Origin of the sequence: Collinsella sp. 1033st1_E11_1033SCRN_220408 (assembly GCF_039062465.1) — a bacterium.
Taxonomy (GTDB): Bacteria; Actinomycetota; Coriobacteriia; order Coriobacteriales; family Atopobiaceae; genus Parolsenella.
Genome location: NZ_JBCLNF010000001.1, coordinates 150,563 through 166,901, shown reverse-complemented (window position 1 = coordinate 166,901; position 16,339 = coordinate 150,563). Strand labels below are relative to the sequence as shown.

Below are 16,339 nucleotides of genomic sequence, written 5' to 3'. Positions count from 1 at the left end.
AGCGCGCGGGGAGCGGATTTGCCGCGACTCCCCGCGCGCCGCGAACGCTACTCCTCGCCCTCGCCGGACTCCTCGCCGGCGTCCTCGAGGTCCCAGTCCTGCGAGCAGACGCGGATGACGAAGTGGTACGTCACGCCCGCCTTGACCAGCTCGCCGTCGGCGTTACGGACCATGGGGGCCTCGTCCTCGTAGCGGGCCTTCTCGTCGTCCCAGCGCGAGAAGTGCTCGTCCACTACGGGCATCGGGTCGAAGTCGTACTCGTCGGGCTCGACGCCGGCCTCGTCCCAGGCGGCCAGGAGCTCCTCGGCCACCTCCTCGCACTCGAGCGCGTCGCATTCCACGTCAAACGACGTCCCAAAGATCTTCGCGATTACGGCCGCCGCCTGCTCGACGTCCGAGTCCGCAGAGATGCAATCGGCAGCGACGAACGCCTCGAAGTCATACTCGTCCGCCGGGGCACCGTACTTCTCGTTGGTGCCAAGGTCGAGGAGGTCCGCGCGGCGCATGACCTCGCACGCGACGGCGAACTTCACCTCGAAGGCCTTGTCATCGGGGTCCTCCTCGTCGTCCTCGGGCTCGAGCTTGAGCTTGGGCGTGGTGAGGAAGGCGAGCTCGCCCATGCCATCCGCGCCGCGGTCCGGAACGAGGGTGACGAGGTCGCCGACGTGGACGCCGAAGTTCTGGGCAGGCTCGTTGAGCAGCTTGCCAACGTAGTAGAGACCGTCCTCGGTGCAGCCCTGGAGGGTCGCCCAGAGGCGCTCCTCGCCGTAGTCCTCGTCGACGATGCTAATGCGGATGTCATCCGGGTAGCACGGGTGGCGCAGGTGGTCGATGGCGGTGTCCTTGCGGGTCACCTCGCGGTCGGGGCTGACGGCGTAGAACTCGTCGATCGAGGCGATGTGGTCCGCGTAGGTCTCCCAGTACTCGGCGGGGTTCTTGGAGTAGGCGACGGTCGTGTGGACGGACATCTCCGCGCCGCGCACCTTCATAGTGCACTTGAGCTTGCGCATGAGGTCGAACTCCGGGTAGACCGTGAGGTCAGACATGCGCGCCGGGGCGAGCGCCTCGAAGCTGAGGCCGGCGTCCGGGTCGATGTAGCCATAGGCGAGCATGCCGTCCGCGTCCTCCGGCAGGTCCGCGACGCCGGCGGCGGCGAGGGGCTCGCGCAGGGAGTAGCCGACGAAGAGGACCTGGCGATAGAGATCGCGGAAGTTCACCTGGTCAATGTTGAAGGACATCATGGGGGCAACCTTTCAACGGATTGTCCCTCCGATTGTGCCATCCCCCGGACAGCTCTCCGCGACGTCTTCCGCGAGCGGTCGCATGCGGCAGAGCTTACGGACAAAAATGGGCGGAGCCTCGCAGCGATGCCCGCTAAGCTTGTCGTTGGCGAGTGACGTAGCGCGGAAGGGCTTACCCTCAGCCTGAATACCGCTAACATGAACAATGTGTGAGACTCCCTCGCCTCCCAGGTCGCCTTTGGCGACATGGGTGCGAAGGGCGCCGCGGTCAAGGAGCGCCGCGGTCAAGGAGCGCCTCGCCAAGGCGACCAAGCTCAAGACGCTGCGCGAGGAGCGCGATAAGACAGAGGCACGCTGTCGCAAGGAGCGCCAGTTCACCCGCAAAAACGAGCTGTTCCGCCAGATGCGGGCGCTCGAGAAGCAGATCGAGAAACTAGAGAAGGGCGGGATTGATAAGTAAAGTCAATATCCCACCCATTCGCCGACGCAACCAAGAGTTCTAAGTAACGAGGAGAGATAGATGGACAGGATCAGCCGGGAGACCCCCCCGATCTCACGCAGGAGAACATAGCTAAGATTGCTGCACTCTTCCCTGACGTCGTAACCGAGGCTATGGATGCAGACGGCAATGTTACGCTCGCCGTCGACTTCGATGCCCTTCGCGACGACCTTTCTGACGTAATCGTCGACGGGGTGCGCGAGCGCTACCAGTTCACCTGGCCCGGCAAGCGCGAGGCCAAGCTCGAGGCGCGCCGCCCCACCAAGAAGACCATGCGCCCCTGCCCCGAGAAGTCCAAGGACTGGGACACCACCGAGAACCTCTACATCGAGGGCGACAACCTCGAGGCCCTCAAGATCATGCGCGAGACCTACGCCGGCAAGGTCAAGCTTATCTATATCGATCCCCCATACAACACGGGTCACGACTTCGTCTATGACGACGACTTCTCCCAGACGCGAGCAGAATACGACGCCCAGAGCGGCAACTACAACGAGGAGGGCGGCCGCCTCGTGGTCAACCCCGAGTCCAACGGTCGCTTCCACTCCGACTGGTGCTCGATGATGTACCCGAGGCTCATGCTGGCTAGGGATCTGCTGAGCGATGACGGGGCAATCTTCATCTCGATTGATGACAACGAGTCCAAGAACCTCCGAGCCATCTGCGATGAGGTGTTTGGCGCTGCCTGCTTCGTGGGCGACATTGCCTGGCAGAAGACCTACTCGCCCAGAAACGATTCGAAGGGCATCCCCGCGGAAGTCGAGCACATCCTCACGTATTCAAAGAGTCCTGACTGGGTTCCGGGCAGGCTTCCCAGAACCGTCGAGATGGACGAGCGCTACTCGAGCCCCGATGGCGATCCTCGCCCTTGGTCCTCTGGCGATGCTGCCGCCCCCGGGGCAGCAACTCACCAGGGCATGGTATACGCCATTCAGCATCCACTCACAGGCGAGCTGCTGTACCCGCCGAACGGCCGGTGCCGGCCGTTCGGCGGGTACAGCATGCTACGCCTAATGAGTGAATGGGCTGATTATGAGTTTAGAAATCTACACGATGAAGCACGGCGTGCTGAAATATGCGGCGTATCTGTGGACGAGATAAGGAAAGATGTCGAAGCCATCGTCCTCAAGAACCCCTGCGAAGAAACGTACGCAGCCGCCCAAAAACGATTTGATGAAGGCAATTGGCCTCGACTCTACTTTACTAGCGGCGGAAAAGGAGGCATGCGACTGAAGCGCTATCTTGACGAGATGGACGGCAAGATGCCTACCAACCTGTGGCCCTACTCCGAAGTCGGCCACACCGACGAAGCCAAGAAGCAGCTGAAGTCTCTCTTCGAGGGCTCCGCTCCCTTCGACACACCTAAGCCCGTGCGCCTGCTTGATCGCATTCTGACCATTGCGAGCAACGAGGACTCTCTCATCCTCGACTTCTTCTCCGGATCCGCCACGACGGCGGAAGCGGTTATGCGCAAGAACGCTGAGGATGGCGGCAATCGTCGCTTCATCCTCGTCCAGCTGCCCGAGGAGACCTCCGGCGGCTGGGACAACCTGTGCAACGTCGGCGAGGAGCGCATCCGCCGTGCCGGCGAGAAGATCAGGGCGGAGGTGGACAAGGCCAACGAGCAGCTGGAGCTTGGCGCCGAGCCCAAGCCCGTGCCTAACATCGGCTTCCGCGTGCTACGCGTGGACGAGTCCTGTCTCAAGGACGAGTACGCCACGCCCGAACAGTATGAGCAGACCGAGCTCGACCTCTTCACCGACAACTCCGCCGAGGACGCTCTGCCGCTCGACCTGCTCTTCCAGGTCTTGCCCGCGTTCCGCATCGAGTACTCCGCAAAAATCGTCGGGCGCGAAATCGGCGGCAAGGCGTGCTTCGACGTAAACGACTGCCAGCTTATCGCATGCTTCGACGAGGCTGTCTCGACCGAGGCCCTCGAAGCGATCGCGCGAGAGAGGCCGATCTACGCCGTCTTCCGCGACTCCAGCTTCGCCAGCGACGCCGACGTGGCCAACCTCGACGAGCTCTTCAAGACGTTCAGCCCCGAAACCATCCGCAAGGTCATCTAGGGTAATCCGGTAGCCCCCTGCTCAGCACATTGGGCAGGGGGCTACTTCGCTTTAAAGGGATATGGCAGCAAGATTCGGGCTCTCTCTGACGTGACCCGTGAGGACGACTATTACGACTGCCGGGGTCAGGCCCACACGAATACGTCCCTCTCAAAACCCATGCCCCATAGCGCTGACAGGCCTTGACCGCTCATGGTCCCATTGGGTAGAGTTCACTTATAAGTGAAGTTGCCTAATGGGGACGCACCGAGACGGCGGAAAGGGGCGACATGGACGATGGCTACGAACTGGTTGAGTATCGGCTCGACGAAGACCACGTGTTTTGGGAGCTCAAGAAGACGTCTCACAATCTATCCGAGCTCCAGAAGGCCATGGCCGATAGCCGCCTGAGGGAATCCTGCCACAAGCTCTTTTTGCAACTGGGAAAGATAATCGATTACGGCGTCGCTACGTCATGCCAGACGCAAAAGCTCAGATGTCTGGACTCCGAAACCGGCCTTTACGAGATAAAGGGCTTTGACGGAGCGGCTCGCGAGATGGCATACATAGTCTGCAAAGACCCGGCTCGCATCGTTCTGCTCCATCGTTTTAGAGGACATCAAGGCAGTGGGAACATACACAGGGAAATCAAGCAGACAAAGAGACTCGCACTGGAGGCTTCCGCGCAGCTACAGCGCCTAGAGAAAGCCAAATGAGGAGAGGCACCATGGAGACCGTAGATCTCTCTGCGTTTATGGAAGAGACCAAATCCGCAGAAACAATCGCATATGACCACGCCCTTGAACTCGCATATCTTGCGGCAGACGAGATGCGGAGGCAGGGACTGAGCAAGAAGGAGCTTGCAGAGCGAATGGGCATAACGCCCCAGCGCCTGTCCAACATCCTAAACACTCAGTCCAATATGACCCTCAAGACCCTCGCGCAGTTCGAGCTGGCCCTTGGCATCACCATCGAATTCAACTCATCCCCGTCGTTTGTCGCCGAGGTCCCGTATCGGTACAAGTCAAGCGAGGCAAGAACCAGCGGCTGGGGCGAAGACCGCGCCAGGCAAAGCATCGCCGCCACACGGGAGACAGGAAACGCCAAGCACCTGACACTCTTTAAGGGAGGTCTCGCAGCATAATGGAAACCGTAATGATTGCGCCGATTCAGCTCGACGACTTGTTCCTGGTCAGCTCCTCTTTCCAAATCGCGGATTGCCCCGCCGAGCACATGGACCAAAAGATTGGTCTGGACTTCACGGTCAAGCAGCTCGGGCGCTCAGGCAGCGAGGGCCTCGTCGCACTCAACCTCACCGTTAAGACCTCGCTTGTAGACCACGAGCACGACGACGAAGAGAAGCTGCAGGCAAGCGTGGAGGTGCTCGTCTCCGCGCACGCGTCGCTTCCGACATCCATGACCGACGAACAAGCAGACGAGTACTTGCTCTCCAATGCCATCTCCATGGCCTACGGTCATGCAAAGACTTGCATTATGACCGTGTCGGGATTATCGCCGGCAGGCCCGGTCATGATCCCCGCGATCCTTCCGCTTGATATCGTGCGCGACTATCTGTCCGGAGGCGCCGAGGCCACCGGCGTATAGACGGCAAGCAAGGGTTCCTGGGGTACCGGTCGAGCGGATGACCACCCACATCGTTAGGGGTGGCCACACCTGCGAGTGTCCTCGCTAAGCGATACCCTATTAGCTGCGCGCACCCAACGAGCGCAGACGACGGCGAACTCGCGCCTACGCCTACGCTCCTCCCCCGATTTGGAGCCTCCATGCACTTCAAGTTCAAGATCCAGCCCTACCAGACAGCCGCCGCCAAGGCGGTCGCGGACGTCTTCGCCGGGCAACCCAACTCCGGTGCCGCGGTCTACCTGCGCGACCTCGGCCGCGGTGCCATCAAGAACGGCATGGAAACCATCGCGGGCTTCGAGGAGCAGTTCGAGGCAAGCGAGGGCTACGCCAACGCCCCGCTCGCACTCGGCTCCGCCACGCTGCTCGACAACATCCACAAGGTGCAGCGAGCCAACGGCATCCCCGAGACCGAGACGCTCGCCAAGGGCCCCGCCCCCGTGAACCTCGACGTCGAGATGGAGACGGGCACGGGCAAGACCTACGTCTACACCAAGACCATGCTCGAGCTCAACCGCCTCTACGGCTGGACCAAGTTCATCGTGGTCGTGCCCTCCATCGCCATCCGCGAGGGCGTCTACAAGTCGCTCAAGAACACCGAGCAGCACTTCTTCGAGCAGTATGGCAAGGCGATCCGCTACTTCGTCTATGACAGCTCGCGCCTCGGCGAGATCGACCGCTTCTCCTCGAGTGCCGACGTCAACGTGATGATCATCAACATGCAGACGTTCAACACCTCCATGAAGGAGGGCGGCAGCTCCAAGGAAGCTCGCATCATGTACTCGGAGCGCGACGAGTTTGGCAGTCGTCGCCCCATCGATGTCATCGCCGCCAACAACCCCATCGTCATCCAGGACGAGCCCCAGAAGATGGGCGGCAAGGCCACGCAGGCGGGCATCAAGCGCTTCCACCCGCTCGCCTGCCTCAACTACTCCGCCACGCACAAGGACCAGCACGACATGGTCTATGTCCTCGACGCCCTCGACGCCTACAACCAGCGCCTGGTCAAGCGCATCGAGGTCAAGGGCTTCGAGGTCAAGAACATGCGCGGCACGGACGGCTACCTCTACTTGCAGGACATCAAGGTCTCCAAGGACCGCGCGCCCGAGGCCGTGATCGAGTTCAAGCGCCTTGGCGCCACGGGTACCGTGACCAAGCGCAGCAAGACGCTCACGAACCTCTCCGACATATACATCGAGTCCGGTGAACTCGAGGCGTACCGCGAGGGCTACACCATCGCCGACATCGTCCCCGACTCCGACGGGCAACTCGGCTACGTGAAGTTTCTCAACGGCATCGAGCTTCACCGCGGCGAGGTCTGGGGCGACTCCGCCGAGCGCGACATCCGCCGCGTGCAGATTCGAGAGACGATCAAGAGCCACCTCGAGAAGGAGGAGGCCCTCTTCGCGCGCGGCATCAAGTGCCTCTCGCTCTTCTTCATCGACGAGGTCGCGAAGTACCGCGTCTACGACGAGGACGGCGAGGAGGGCCTCGGCGAATATGGGCGAATCTTCGAGGAGGAATACGCTCGCGCCGTCGACGAGTACGGTCGCGGCCAGCAGAGCCTCGACGCGTCGCTGGACGCCGGCCTCGGCGAGGCGAGGTGCCGCTACCTCGAGTGGCTCCGCGGCATCGGGGCACACTCCACGCACGCAGGTTACTTCTCCGTCGACAAGAAGGGCCACTCCGTCGACTCGAAGGTCAAGCGCGGCAAGGACGAGTCCGACGACGAGAGCGCCTATGACCTCATCCTCAGGGATAAGGAGCGCCTCCTCTCCTTCGACGAGCCGGTGCGCTTCATCTTCAGCCACTCGGCGCTGCGTGAGGGCTGGGACAACCCCAACATCTTCCAGATCTGCACCCTCAAGCACTCGAACTCCGAGACCAGCAAGCGCCAGGAGGTCGGTCGCGGCCTGCGTCTGTGCGTGAACCAGGACGGCGAGCGCCAAGACCTCGAGACCCTGGGCGAGAGCGAGGTGCAGAGCGTGAACAAGCTCACGGTCATCGCATCCGAGAGCTACGACGAGTTCACCCGCGCACTGCAGTCCGACATCAGGAGCGCGCTGCGCGACCGACCGAAGGCTGTCAACGAGAAGTTCCTCACCGGGCTTGTCGTGCAGGGCAACGAGGACAGGGCCTACACCCTCACCGAATCCGACAGCAAGGACATCCTGTACGCCCTGACCATCAACCGCCTCATCGACCGCGACGGCGCGCCCACGACCAAGTTCAAGGAATCCGGCCTGGCGACCGTCTCCGACGATGACCTGCCCGAGCACCTCTACGCCTACCGCGAGGACATCCAGAAGCTCGTCCAGAGCGTCTACGATCCCCACGCCCTCGATAACTACGCCGCAAACGGACACACCGCGAAGGTCACCGCGAACCGCCTCAACCGGAACTTCAAGCGTGAGGAGTTCCAGGAGCTCTGGAACAAGATCAACTCCAAGCATTCCTACACCGTCGACTTCGACGACGAGGAGCTGAGGCGCAAGGCCATCGAGCGCATCAACTCCGAGCTCTACGTTACCAAGGCGTCCTACGTCATGACGACGGCGACCCAGCGCGCGAGCCAATCGCGCGAGAAACTCGAGCGTGGCGAGTCATTCGGCACGATGACGAGGAGGGACTACGAGATTGGCGAGGACTCCTCCGGCGTCACGTACGACCTCCTGGGCGAGGTTGCCGCCGGGGCGAAGATCACGCGCAGGAGCGCCGCGGCCATCCTCAAGGGGATCATGCCGGCGAAGTTCAGGATGTTCCGCGACAACCCCGAGGAGTTCATCGCAAAGGTGTCCAGGTGCATCCTCGCCGAGAAGGCGACGATGGTGGTTGACCACATCACCTACCACAAGCTCGATGACAAGTACGACTCGACCATCTTCGCCGAGCAGATGCCCGAGAACATGAGCCGTGCCATCGAGACATCGCGGTGCGTGCAGGACTACGTCATCTGGGACTCCGAGGGCGAGCGCGACTTCGCGCGCGACCTCGAGTCCGCCGTAGGCAAGGTGGCCGTCTATGCCAAGCTGCCGAGGACGTTCAAGATTCCCACGCCGGTGGGCTCCTACGCTCCCGACTGGGCCATCGCCTTCGAGAAGGGCAGCGTGCGTCACGTCTTCTTCGTGGCAGAGACCAAGGGCAGCATGGACAGCCTGACCCTGCGCGACATCGAGCGCGGCAAGATCGCCTGCGCCAGAAAGCTCTTCAACGAGTTCTCCGGCGAGGACGTGCGCTATAACGTCGTCCACAGCTACCAGGATCTGCTCACCGTGATCCAGGGGATGGAGTAGGCATATGAAGCACTATGACCTTGGGACGATCAAGAAGGTCGACCTCAAGTCCGTCTGGCCCCACGAGGCGCTGGACTTCACCAAGTGGCTCGCGGAGGAGAGCAGCTTAGCGCTGCTCAGCGAGGCCGTGGGGATGGACCTCGAGCTTCGCGAGGTCGAGTCTGCCGTCGGCTCCTTCCGCGTGGACATCTACGCCGCTGACACGGCCACAGGCGCCAAGGTAATCATCGAGAACCAGCTCGAGGACACCAACCACGATCACCTGGGCAAGATCATCACCTACGCCGCCGGCAAGGGCGCCCAGATGGTCATCTGGATCGTTCGCCACGCCCGCGACGAGCATCGCCAGGCCATCGAGTGGCTCAACGCCCACACGGATGAAGAGGTCGCGTTTTTCCTCGTCGAGATAGAGGTCTGGTCCATCGGCGGCTCCCTCCCCGCGCCGCGCTTCAACGTGGTCGAACAGCCCAACGAGTGGGCGCGCGCCGTCAAGGCGAGCGAAGGCATGTCCGAGACCGACAAGATTAAGCTCGCCTATTGGACGAGATACCGCGAGGTGGCCGAGGCGACGCCTGAGTTCATGAAGGAGTTCAGCCCCAGGAAGCCGGCGAAGAATCATTGGTCCACCCTGAGCTGCGAGAGTTCGGCGTATCACATGGCGCTGCTTATCGACACGAAGGGCGGCCGTACGGGCGTCGAGTTCTACGTGCCGGACGACAAGGAGATTGGTCACAGGGCCATCGCGAACGTGGCCATCTTCGAGCAGAGGCTCGGACTCAAGGCCAAGGTGTTCGACGCGACCAAGGCGTCGGGCATTCGTCTCTACAAGACCGGGCGCGCGGTCAGGACACAGCAGGACAAATGGGACGACTTCATCAAAGAGCAGCTCGGCTGGGCGCTCGAGATGAAAAAGATTATCAGGGAGCTTGAGCTGTAGAGGGCGTTGCCCGGGATGCGTGGCTAGGGCGAAGCGCGGGCTTGCTCGACAGCACGAGAATCGGGTCAATGCTCCTCGGCTGAGTCGTTTCTCGAGTGATCATACATGCCGATGGGCGACGTCTAGGGGACGCGTCCAGGCGCCCGGACGAAAAAAGTCGCTAAGTAGGGGGCTAATCCCAGATGGCCTTAGTAGCCCCCGCCTTTTCGCCGCAAAACCCCAGTTGGCAAAGATCCATATCGGTCGTCTACTCGGCCAAACCCGAAACAGCCCCCTACTTAGCGAGTTTTTACTGGCGCTTCAATTAAGAGACGGTTCCATACCCCATTTTCGGCCGCATTTTGCGGCCGAAAAGAAGCCGCTGCTGTCACAGCGGCTTCGAATGCGTGCCCAGTGAGCCCCACATGCAGGCCATCTAGCCATCGACCGCTATCATGGTCCCTAACAACCACATCAAAGGACGGCAAATGACCAGCATCAAGCGCTACGAATCCGGCGAGACACCCGAGCGTCCGGACCAGAGGCGGACTCGTGAGACGCGCGCGGAGCGCGCCAATCGCAAGAGGCGCCATGAGCTTCTCGTCGAGCAAAACATGTGGCACATGGCCAACTCGTGCGCGAAGAAGCGCCGCTACGCCACGTATGATCAGGCCCGCGCGACCCTGCGTTTCTGCGAGGAGTCTGAGGAACGGCCGCTCTACATCTACAAGTGCGAATACTGCGGCGGCTGGCATCTCACCCACCAAGCTAGCCAGCAGAAATATGACCGAAAGGTCCGCCGCGAAACTGAGGAGCGCATCGCTCGCGAGGTGGCTGAAAAGACGGCAGGCCCCGCCGCGCGGTTTGGCGTCGGTGACCTGGTGATCGACGAAGCGACCAACACGCCGTGCGTCGTGAACGCTGTGGGAGAGATCTGCGGCGAGCCCGCCTACGAGCTTTCCAGCGCAGACGAGTGCTCTGAGCTGGGATGGGTTCGCGAGTCCGAGGTGCGCGAGGCGTAAGCGCGAACGGCGCGACGGGGGCACGGGCGGTGTGACCGGGCCAGCACGCAGACGCGGCCAACGCGGCAAGCGCGGCCAGCGCGGCAAGCGCGTAACCGATGCGCCGGCCCTAGATCACGTAGTCGTTGCCCGCGAGCGTCGAGACGCAGAGATCCGTCACCTTGATGCCATCGAGGTAGTCCTCGATAAGCGCGTCGAGCTTCTCCCACATCTCGTGACACCTGGGCTCCTCGATACGGAAGGCCTCCTCGTTATCCAGGCCGGCCACGGGCGCAAGCGAGCCCTCGGTCGCACGCAACACCTCGCCCGCCGTGTAGTCCGCCGCCGGACGCGTGAGTCGGTAACCGCCACCCTTGCCGCGCATGCCCTCGATCAGGTGGTCGCGCACGAGGGTCTTGAGGACGCTCTCGAGGTACTTCTCGGAAATGCCCTGCCTATGCGCGACATCGCGAAGGGGTAGATAGCCCTCACCCTCGCGTTCCGCGAGGTCAATGATGACGCGGAGGGCATAGCGGCCCTTCGTGGATACGAGCATGGCTCCCCCAGATCTTCCCGCCCCGCACGTGCGCAGCATGGCGCTGAGGCTTGGGCGTACAATCACGTGACGCAGCCCGAGGGTTCGTCGCGCGCTATTTCCTATCATTGCTATAGGATAATAGGTTATCGCAGTCGCTCTGCAAACTGCCGACAGCATCGCGACGCAAACGCTTCACGCGCAAGCTGCGCGACGGTCGCGCGCGCCACACAATCGACGAGCTCCCGCTGCCCACAGAAACACCCCGACCCGGCAGCAGCCATCGCCGCCAGGTTGCCCAAGCAAGACAAAGGAGAGACCATGGTTCCCACTCCTGAGGAGGCGCTCGAGCTTCTCGAGCGTTACAACAAAGACCCGTTCCACCTCACGCATGGCCGAATCGTGGGCGAGGTCCTGCGCTGGTACGCCGCCGATATGGGCCACGCCGACGAGGCAGATCTCTGGCAGACCGTCGGCACCCTGCATGACCTCGACTTCGAGCGCTGGCCCGAGGAGCACTGTGTCCGTGAAGAGCAGCTCATGCGCGAGGCCGGCATCGACGAGCTCGTGATCCGCGCGTGCTGCAGTCACGGCTGGGGTCTCACCGGCACGCCCTATGAGCCCAAGAGCGACCTCGAGAAGGTCCTCTTCGCGGCAGACGAGCTCACCGGGCTCATCGGCGCCGCGGTGCTCATGCGCCCCTCCAAGAGCGTCGACGACCTCACGGTGAAGTCGCTCAAGAAGAAATTTAAGGACAAGAAGTTCGCCGCGGGTTGCTCGCGCGACGTCATCGAGCAGGGCGCCGATCGCCTGGGCTGGGACCTCGCAACGCTCATGGAGAAGACGATCGAGGCCATGCGCCACTCCCCCTCCGCGCCGCACGGGGACGAGGCGGATGGGGCCGAGGCCACCGCGACTGACGCGCCCAGCTCAGCCGCGCCCGCCCAGCACGCCGCAACCTACGCCACGGGTGCCGATGCCGCGCCCGCTACGCTGGCCTAGCCAATTAATCGCAGCTCATGACTATCATCTACCTCGACAACGCCGCCACCACGCGCACGAGTGCCACTACGCTTGACGCCATGCGCGAGGTCTATGCTGGCGACGCCTTCGCCAACCCCGCGAGCCAGCACGCCGCCGGCGATGCGGCGCTTCGCGTGCTCGAAAGCTCACGCCGCCGCATCGCCGAGCGCCTCCACGCGCGCCCCAACGAGGTGGAATTCACCTCCTGCGGATCCGAGGCGAATAACCAAGCCCTGCTCACGGGCGCTGCCTATGGTGCGCGCGAGGGCAGGCGCCACATCGTCGCCTCCGCCATCGAGCACCCGAGCGTCCTTCGCATGCTCGAGCTTCTCGCCTCGCCCGACGGCCCCTATGGCGGCAACTTCGAGGTCACCCTCGTGAAGCCCGACGCCGACGGGCTCGTCAGCGTGGCCGACGTCAAGGCCGCCATGCGCCCTGATACCTGCCTCGTCTCCCTCATGTACGCAAACAACGAGGTGGGGACCGTGCAACCCGTGCGCGACGTCTGCCGCATGGCCCGCAAGCGAGGCGCGCTCTTCCACACGGACGCCGTCCAGGCAGCGGGCCACCTCCCCATCGACTTCACGCGCGACGGCTTCGACCTGCTCGCGCTCTCCGCCCACAAGTTCCACGGTCCTCGCGGGATGGGAGCACTCGTGTGCTCGCACCGCGTTGTTCCAGCACCGCTCGTCCTCGGAGGCGCGCAGGAGCGCGGGCACCGCGCCGGCACTTCGAACGTCGCGGGAGCCGCCGGAATGGCGACCGCGCTCGACGAGGCATACGGTCGGCTCGAGACCAATACGTCGCAGGTAGAAGCGCTGCGCGGGCGATTTATTCGTGGGCTTGCCAACATCGAGGGGGTGCGCGTACTCGGCCCTTCTGACCCTTCGCTTCGCCTTCCCGGAATCGTCGCCATCACGCTCGACGGAGTCGACCACCAGCGCTCCCTCGTCCTTCTCGACGAGCTCGGCGTGTGCCTGAGCGCGGGTTCCGCCTGCGCGGCGGGCGCCCTCGAGGAGAGCCACGTCCTTGCCGCCATGGGCATATCGCCCGAGGTGGGACGCACGTATCTGCGAGTCTCCCTCGATGCCGAGGAGAACGACGAGGCCGCTGTCGACCGCGCCGCTGAGGCAATCGCCGCGGTCGCCGCGCGCCTGCGCAAGCAAGGCGAAACGCTGACAGCGCAGTCGCACGTCTCTGCCAACCCGCCCTCCGGCACACCAGCGGGAGGTGACGCCCGATGACTTCCGGACGCGTGCTCGTCGCCATGAGCGGCGGCGTCGATTCCAGCGTCTGCGCGAGGCTCCTGGTCGACGCGGGTTACGAGTGTACGGGCGCCACGATGCGCCTCGCCACCAACGAGGACGACCGCCCCGGCGAGCGTACCTGCTGCAGCACCGACGACATCGCCGATGCCCGCCAGGCTTGCTGGGACGCGGGCATCCGGCACCGCGTCTTCGATTACTCGCGCGAGTTCGCTCGCGACGTGATCGACCCCTTCGTCGCGGCGTACGAGGCCGGCCTCACGCCCAACCCCTGCGTCGCCTGCAACCGGCACCTCAAGTTCGGCGCCCTGCTCGACTTGGCGCTCGAGCTCGGGTATGACCACGTCGCCACCGGCCACTACGCGCGCGTCACTCACGACGTCGCCGGCTGGCACCTGCTCAAGGGGGTCGACACGCGCAAGGACCAGAGCTACTTCCTCTTCGGCCTCACGCAGGAGCGCCTCGCCCACGTCATGTTTCCGCTGGGTGGGATGCTCAAGGACCCCGAGGTGCGCGACATCGCCGCAAGCTATGGCCTCACGAGCGCCAACAAGAAGGACTCCGAGGGCATCTGCTTCGTTCCCGGCGGCGACCACCTGCGCTTTATTGAGGAGCGCACTGGCCGCATCGCGCCCGAGGGCGACATTCTCGACACAGAGGGCAACGTCCTCGGACGCCATCAAGGCGCGCTTCGCTACACGCTGGGCCAGCGCAAGGGCCTGGGCGTGGCCTGCGCCAAGCCCGTCTACGTCTGCAAGGTCGACACCGTTGCCAATACCGTGACCCTTGGCGACGAGGACCGCCTCATGGCGAGCGCGCTCGTCGCCGGCGAGTGGAACTGGGTCTCCGGCCACGTGCCGGCTGAGCCCGTGCGTGCGGCGGCAAAGGTGCGCTATCGCCAGCCGGATCAGCCCTGCGTGGCGACGCCGCTTCCAGACGGCCGCGTGCGCCTCGAGTTCGACGCGCCGCAGCGCGCGATCACGCCCGGACAGGCCACGGTGCTCTACCTCGGCGACGAAGTCCTCGGCGGCGGCACAATCGAGCACGTCGAGTAGCGCCCACTCGCACGGCCGGCGCGGCCCGCGCGCCCGCGATAACAGAAGGCGCTCGCCACGTGGGTGACGAGCGCCTCTGCGTTTCGAATCCTCAGGCGCGACCTCCCTTCAGGCGCGCCCGGGCAGCTGCCGTTCCTAGTGGTCAGACAGCGAGAAAGCGTTCCTCATCAGCATGCTCGAGGTGTAGAGCACCTTGTCGAGCAGCTTGTCGGTCTCGACGCGAAGCTCGTCGGCAACGCGCTGGTTGGCCACCTCGAGCACGCCCTCGACCTCGGCGGTGTCAGCGCCGGCTTCCTCAAGCGCGGCGACGCGGGCGTCGGTCTCGCGCAGCACGCGCTGGCCAAAGGCCATCGTGCGCTCGCGGTAGTTGTCGATGGTGTTCACGTTGTCGTTGAAGTGCGCATCGGCGATCGCGGCGATGATGCGGTTCGCCCAGTAGAAGTTCTCCGTGGTCACGTGGGCCGTGGTGTCGCGCAGGTACGCCGGCATGTCGCCAACCTGGGCAAAGAACGGCGCCAGGGTGTTGAAGGCGTTCGAGCCGTAGGCCATCCACTGCACGCAGCGCGTGGCCGCGGGCGCATAGCGGCGCAGCTGCAGCACGGCGAGGTGGTTGTTGCGGTTGATGCCGATGGAGCGGTAGCGGCGACGCTCGACATCGGTGCCGAGGTTGCCATAGGGGTCGAACGGCGTTCCGTCGTAGTGGCTCGAGAGCACGTCCTTCACGTCCTCGATGGTGAGTTTGCGCTCCGGCACGCGGCACCAGGGGATGTCGTCGCTCTCCGGGCCCCACTCGGCGTCCGGGCCGTCCCAGGCGTCGCTGGGATTGAGCGTGCGCTGCATCATCCACGCGCGACAGGTGTTGTAGACGTGGTCGCGGCCGGTGTGGGAACCAAACGCCTCGCGCGGGTTGAAGCGCGTGTGAACGCCGTCCGCGCAAACCGCGCCCTCCTCGCTGCCAGCAAGGCCGAGGTCAGCGTCAGAGAGCGTGAGGTCGAGATGGTTCGCGGCCATCCACTCGCGAAGGTCCGCGCTGCACATGAAGTCGCGCTGGTCACCCATGGCATCATCGAGGTCGAAGTCGTCGATGCCAAGCTGGTTGGGCATCGTGACGTAGGCCTCATCCGGCACGCGGCGGGCGATCCAGTGGTGGCCGCCAACGGACTCAATCCACCAGACCTCGTCCGCGTCAGAAAAGGCGGTGCCGTTCATCTCGTACGTGCCGTAGGTCTCCAGCAGCTCGCCCAGGCGACGCACGCCCTCACGCGCGCTGTTGACGTACGGGAGGACGATCGTGAGGAAGTCCTCCTCGCCGATGCCACCGGGAACCTCCGGCTCATAGCCCTCCTCGCCGGGGTTGCCCTTCGCGGGCGCAAGCGTGACGAGGGGGTCAGCGCCAAGCACGCGCTCGTTGGTTGTGATGGTCTCCGTCGCGCTCATGGCGACCTGGGCCTCGTTGAAGCCGGCCTCGCCCCAGATGCCCTCGTCGAGAAGCGCGTTGGGCACGGCGGTGTAGCGCTGCGGGTTATCCGGCAGCTCGATCTCGACGTGGGAGAGCACCGAGCGATAGTGGCGCGGCTGATCCTCCGGCATCACCACGACGGTGCGCTTCGGGTCGAACGTGCCGTTAGAGGAATCCTCATTGCGCGCAATAATGGTTGACCCATCGTAGCTCGCCTTTTTGCCAATTAGGATTGTAGTGCAACCCATTACTGTCTCCCTTCACCGCCACCAGCGCGGGAATTAATATCCGTAACCCAAGACTACCACGCGAGCGAGAAAAAGATTCTCCTCGCCACGCACCGATTGCCCGCCGCACGCAGCC

General features: G+C 63.6%; 14 protein-coding genes. 11 read left to right on the top strand and 3 right to left on the bottom strand.

Annotation, left to right across the window (positions count from 1 at the left end):
- Window positions 1–47: 47 nt before the first annotated feature.
- The gene (locus ABCN07_RS00680; RefSeq protein WP_343004947.1) at window positions 48–1,241 is read right to left on the bottom strand and encodes a hypothetical protein; all 1,194 of its coding nucleotides are present in this window, start codon (window positions 1,239–1,241) and stop codon (window positions 48–50) included.
- Window positions 1,242–1,491: 250 nt separating this feature from the next.
- Here ABCN07_RS00680 and ABCN07_RS00675 point away from each other — a divergent pair, with 250 nt between their 5' ends.
- From ABCN07_RS00675 to ABCN07_RS00640, 8 genes are all read left to right on the top strand, one after another.
- Window positions 1,492–1,701, top strand: coding sequence for a hypothetical protein (locus ABCN07_RS00675; RefSeq protein WP_343004946.1), 210 nt, complete (start codon window positions 1,492–1,494; stop codon window positions 1,699–1,701).
- Between the two features lie 152 nt (window positions 1,702–1,853).
- The gene (locus tag ABCN07_RS00670) at window positions 1,854–3,809 is read left to right on the top strand and encodes a site-specific DNA-methyltransferase (protein ID WP_343004945.1); all 1,956 of its coding nucleotides are present in this window, start codon (window positions 1,854–1,856) and stop codon (window positions 3,807–3,809) included.
- 269 nt (window positions 3,810–4,078) lie between these two features.
- Window positions 4,079–4,504, top strand: coding sequence for a hypothetical protein (locus ABCN07_RS00665; RefSeq protein WP_343004944.1), 426 nt, complete (start codon window positions 4,079–4,081; stop codon window positions 4,502–4,504).
- Between the two features lie 11 nt (window positions 4,505–4,515).
- The gene (locus tag ABCN07_RS00660; protein ID WP_343004943.1) at window positions 4,516–4,932 is read left to right on the top strand and encodes a helix-turn-helix transcriptional regulator; all 417 of its coding nucleotides are present in this window, start codon (window positions 4,516–4,518) and stop codon (window positions 4,930–4,932) included.
- An 11-nt stretch (window positions 4,933–4,943) separates the two neighbouring features.
- Window positions 4,944–5,393, top strand: a complete 450-nt coding sequence (locus ABCN07_RS00655; RefSeq protein ID WP_343004942.1) for a hypothetical protein — start codon at window positions 4,944–4,946, stop codon at window positions 5,391–5,393.
- Between the two features lie 179 nt (window positions 5,394–5,572).
- Window positions 5,573–8,722, top strand: a complete 3,150-nt coding sequence (locus tag ABCN07_RS00650) for a DEAD/DEAH box helicase family protein (RefSeq protein WP_343004941.1) — start codon at window positions 5,573–5,575, stop codon at window positions 8,720–8,722.
- 4 nt (window positions 8,723–8,726) lie between these two features.
- Window positions 8,727–9,659, top strand: a complete 933-nt coding sequence (locus tag ABCN07_RS00645; protein ID WP_343004940.1) for a DUF4268 domain-containing protein — start codon at window positions 8,727–8,729, stop codon at window positions 9,657–9,659.
- A gap of 467 nt (window positions 9,660–10,126) precedes the next feature.
- On the top strand, window positions 10,127–10,660 hold the full coding sequence (locus tag ABCN07_RS00640) for a hypothetical protein (RefSeq protein ID WP_343004939.1): 534 nt from the start codon (window positions 10,127–10,129) through the stop codon (window positions 10,658–10,660).
- A gap of 109 nt (window positions 10,661–10,769) precedes the next feature.
- Here the strand turns inward: ABCN07_RS00640 and ABCN07_RS00635 are convergent, their stop codons facing one another.
- A complete protein-coding gene (locus tag ABCN07_RS00635; protein WP_343004938.1) occupies window positions 10,770–11,195 on the bottom strand; it encodes an Rrf2 family transcriptional regulator in 426 nt (141 codons plus the stop codon).
- 300 nt (window positions 11,196–11,495) lie between these two features.
- Between ABCN07_RS00635 and ABCN07_RS00630 the strand changes: the two genes are divergently transcribed.
- Genes ABCN07_RS00630 through mnmA form a run of 3 tightly spaced genes read left to right on the top strand, consistent with a single transcriptional unit; the run spans window position 11,496 to window position 14,517 of the window.
- Complete coding sequence (locus ABCN07_RS00630) at window positions 11,496–12,176, top strand: hydrolase (protein WP_343004937.1); 681 nt, start codon at window positions 11,496–11,498, stop codon at window positions 12,174–12,176.
- A gap of 17 nt (window positions 12,177–12,193) precedes the next feature.
- The gene (locus ABCN07_RS00625) at window positions 12,194–13,441 is read left to right on the top strand and encodes a cysteine desulfurase family protein (protein WP_343004936.1); all 1,248 of its coding nucleotides are present in this window, start codon (window positions 12,194–12,196) and stop codon (window positions 13,439–13,441) included.
- Window positions 13,438–14,517 carry a tRNA 2-thiouridine(34) synthase MnmA gene (gene mnmA / locus ABCN07_RS00620; RefSeq protein ID WP_343004935.1) on the top strand — a complete coding sequence of 360 codons (1,080 nt, stop codon included), beginning with the start codon at window positions 13,438–13,440 and terminating at the stop codon, window positions 14,515–14,517. Before ABCN07_RS00625 ends, mnmA begins: the two co-directional genes overlap by 4 nt.
- A gap of 135 nt (window positions 14,518–14,652) precedes the next feature.
- On the opposite strand, the gene ABCN07_RS00615 is transcribed toward mnmA, so the two are convergent.
- The gene (locus tag ABCN07_RS00615) at window positions 14,653–16,224 is read right to left on the bottom strand and encodes a C69 family dipeptidase (RefSeq protein ID WP_343004934.1); all 1,572 of its coding nucleotides are present in this window, start codon (window positions 16,222–16,224) and stop codon (window positions 14,653–14,655) included.
- Between the last annotated feature and the right edge of the window lie 115 nt (window positions 16,225–16,339).

Bases quoted from the DNA above. Each gene is read 5' to 3' on its own strand.
- ABCN07_RS00650 (WP_343004941.1), top strand. From the start codon at position 5,573: ATGCACTTCAAGTTCAAGATCCAGCCCTACCAGACAGCCGCCGCCAAG.
- ABCN07_RS00670 (WP_343004945.1), top strand. From the start codon at position 1,854: ATGGATGCAGACGGCAATGTTACGCTCGCCGTCGACTTCGATGCCCTT.
- ABCN07_RS00625 (WP_343004936.1), top strand. From the start codon at position 12,194: ATGACTATCATCTACCTCGACAACGCCGCCACCACGCGCACGAGTGCC.
- ABCN07_RS00665 (WP_343004944.1), top strand. From the start codon at position 4,079: ATGGACGATGGCTACGAACTGGTTGAGTATCGGCTCGACGAAGACCAC.
- ABCN07_RS00655 (WP_343004942.1), top strand. From the start codon at position 4,944: ATGATTGCGCCGATTCAGCTCGACGACTTGTTCCTGGTCAGCTCCTCT.
- ABCN07_RS00635 (WP_343004938.1), bottom strand. From the start codon at position 11,195: ATGCTCGTATCCACGAAGGGCCGCTATGCCCTCCGCGTCATCATTGAC.
- ABCN07_RS00640 (WP_343004939.1), top strand. From the start codon at position 10,127: ATGACCAGCATCAAGCGCTACGAATCCGGCGAGACACCCGAGCGTCCG.
- ABCN07_RS00680 (WP_343004947.1), bottom strand. From the start codon at position 1,241: ATGATGTCCTTCAACATTGACCAGGTGAACTTCCGCGATCTCTATCGC.
- ABCN07_RS00630 (WP_343004937.1), top strand. From the start codon at position 11,496: ATGGTTCCCACTCCTGAGGAGGCGCTCGAGCTTCTCGAGCGTTACAAC.
- ABCN07_RS00660 (WP_343004943.1), top strand. From the start codon at position 4,516: ATGGAGACCGTAGATCTCTCTGCGTTTATGGAAGAGACCAAATCCGCA.
- mnmA (WP_343004935.1), top strand. From the start codon at position 13,438: ATGACTTCCGGACGCGTGCTCGTCGCCATGAGCGGCGGCGTCGATTCC.
- ABCN07_RS00615 (WP_343004934.1), bottom strand. From the start codon at position 16,224: ATGGGTTGCACTACAATCCTAATTGGCAAAAAGGCGAGCTACGATGGG.
- ABCN07_RS00645 (WP_343004940.1), top strand. From the start codon at position 8,727: ATGAAGCACTATGACCTTGGGACGATCAAGAAGGTCGACCTCAAGTCC.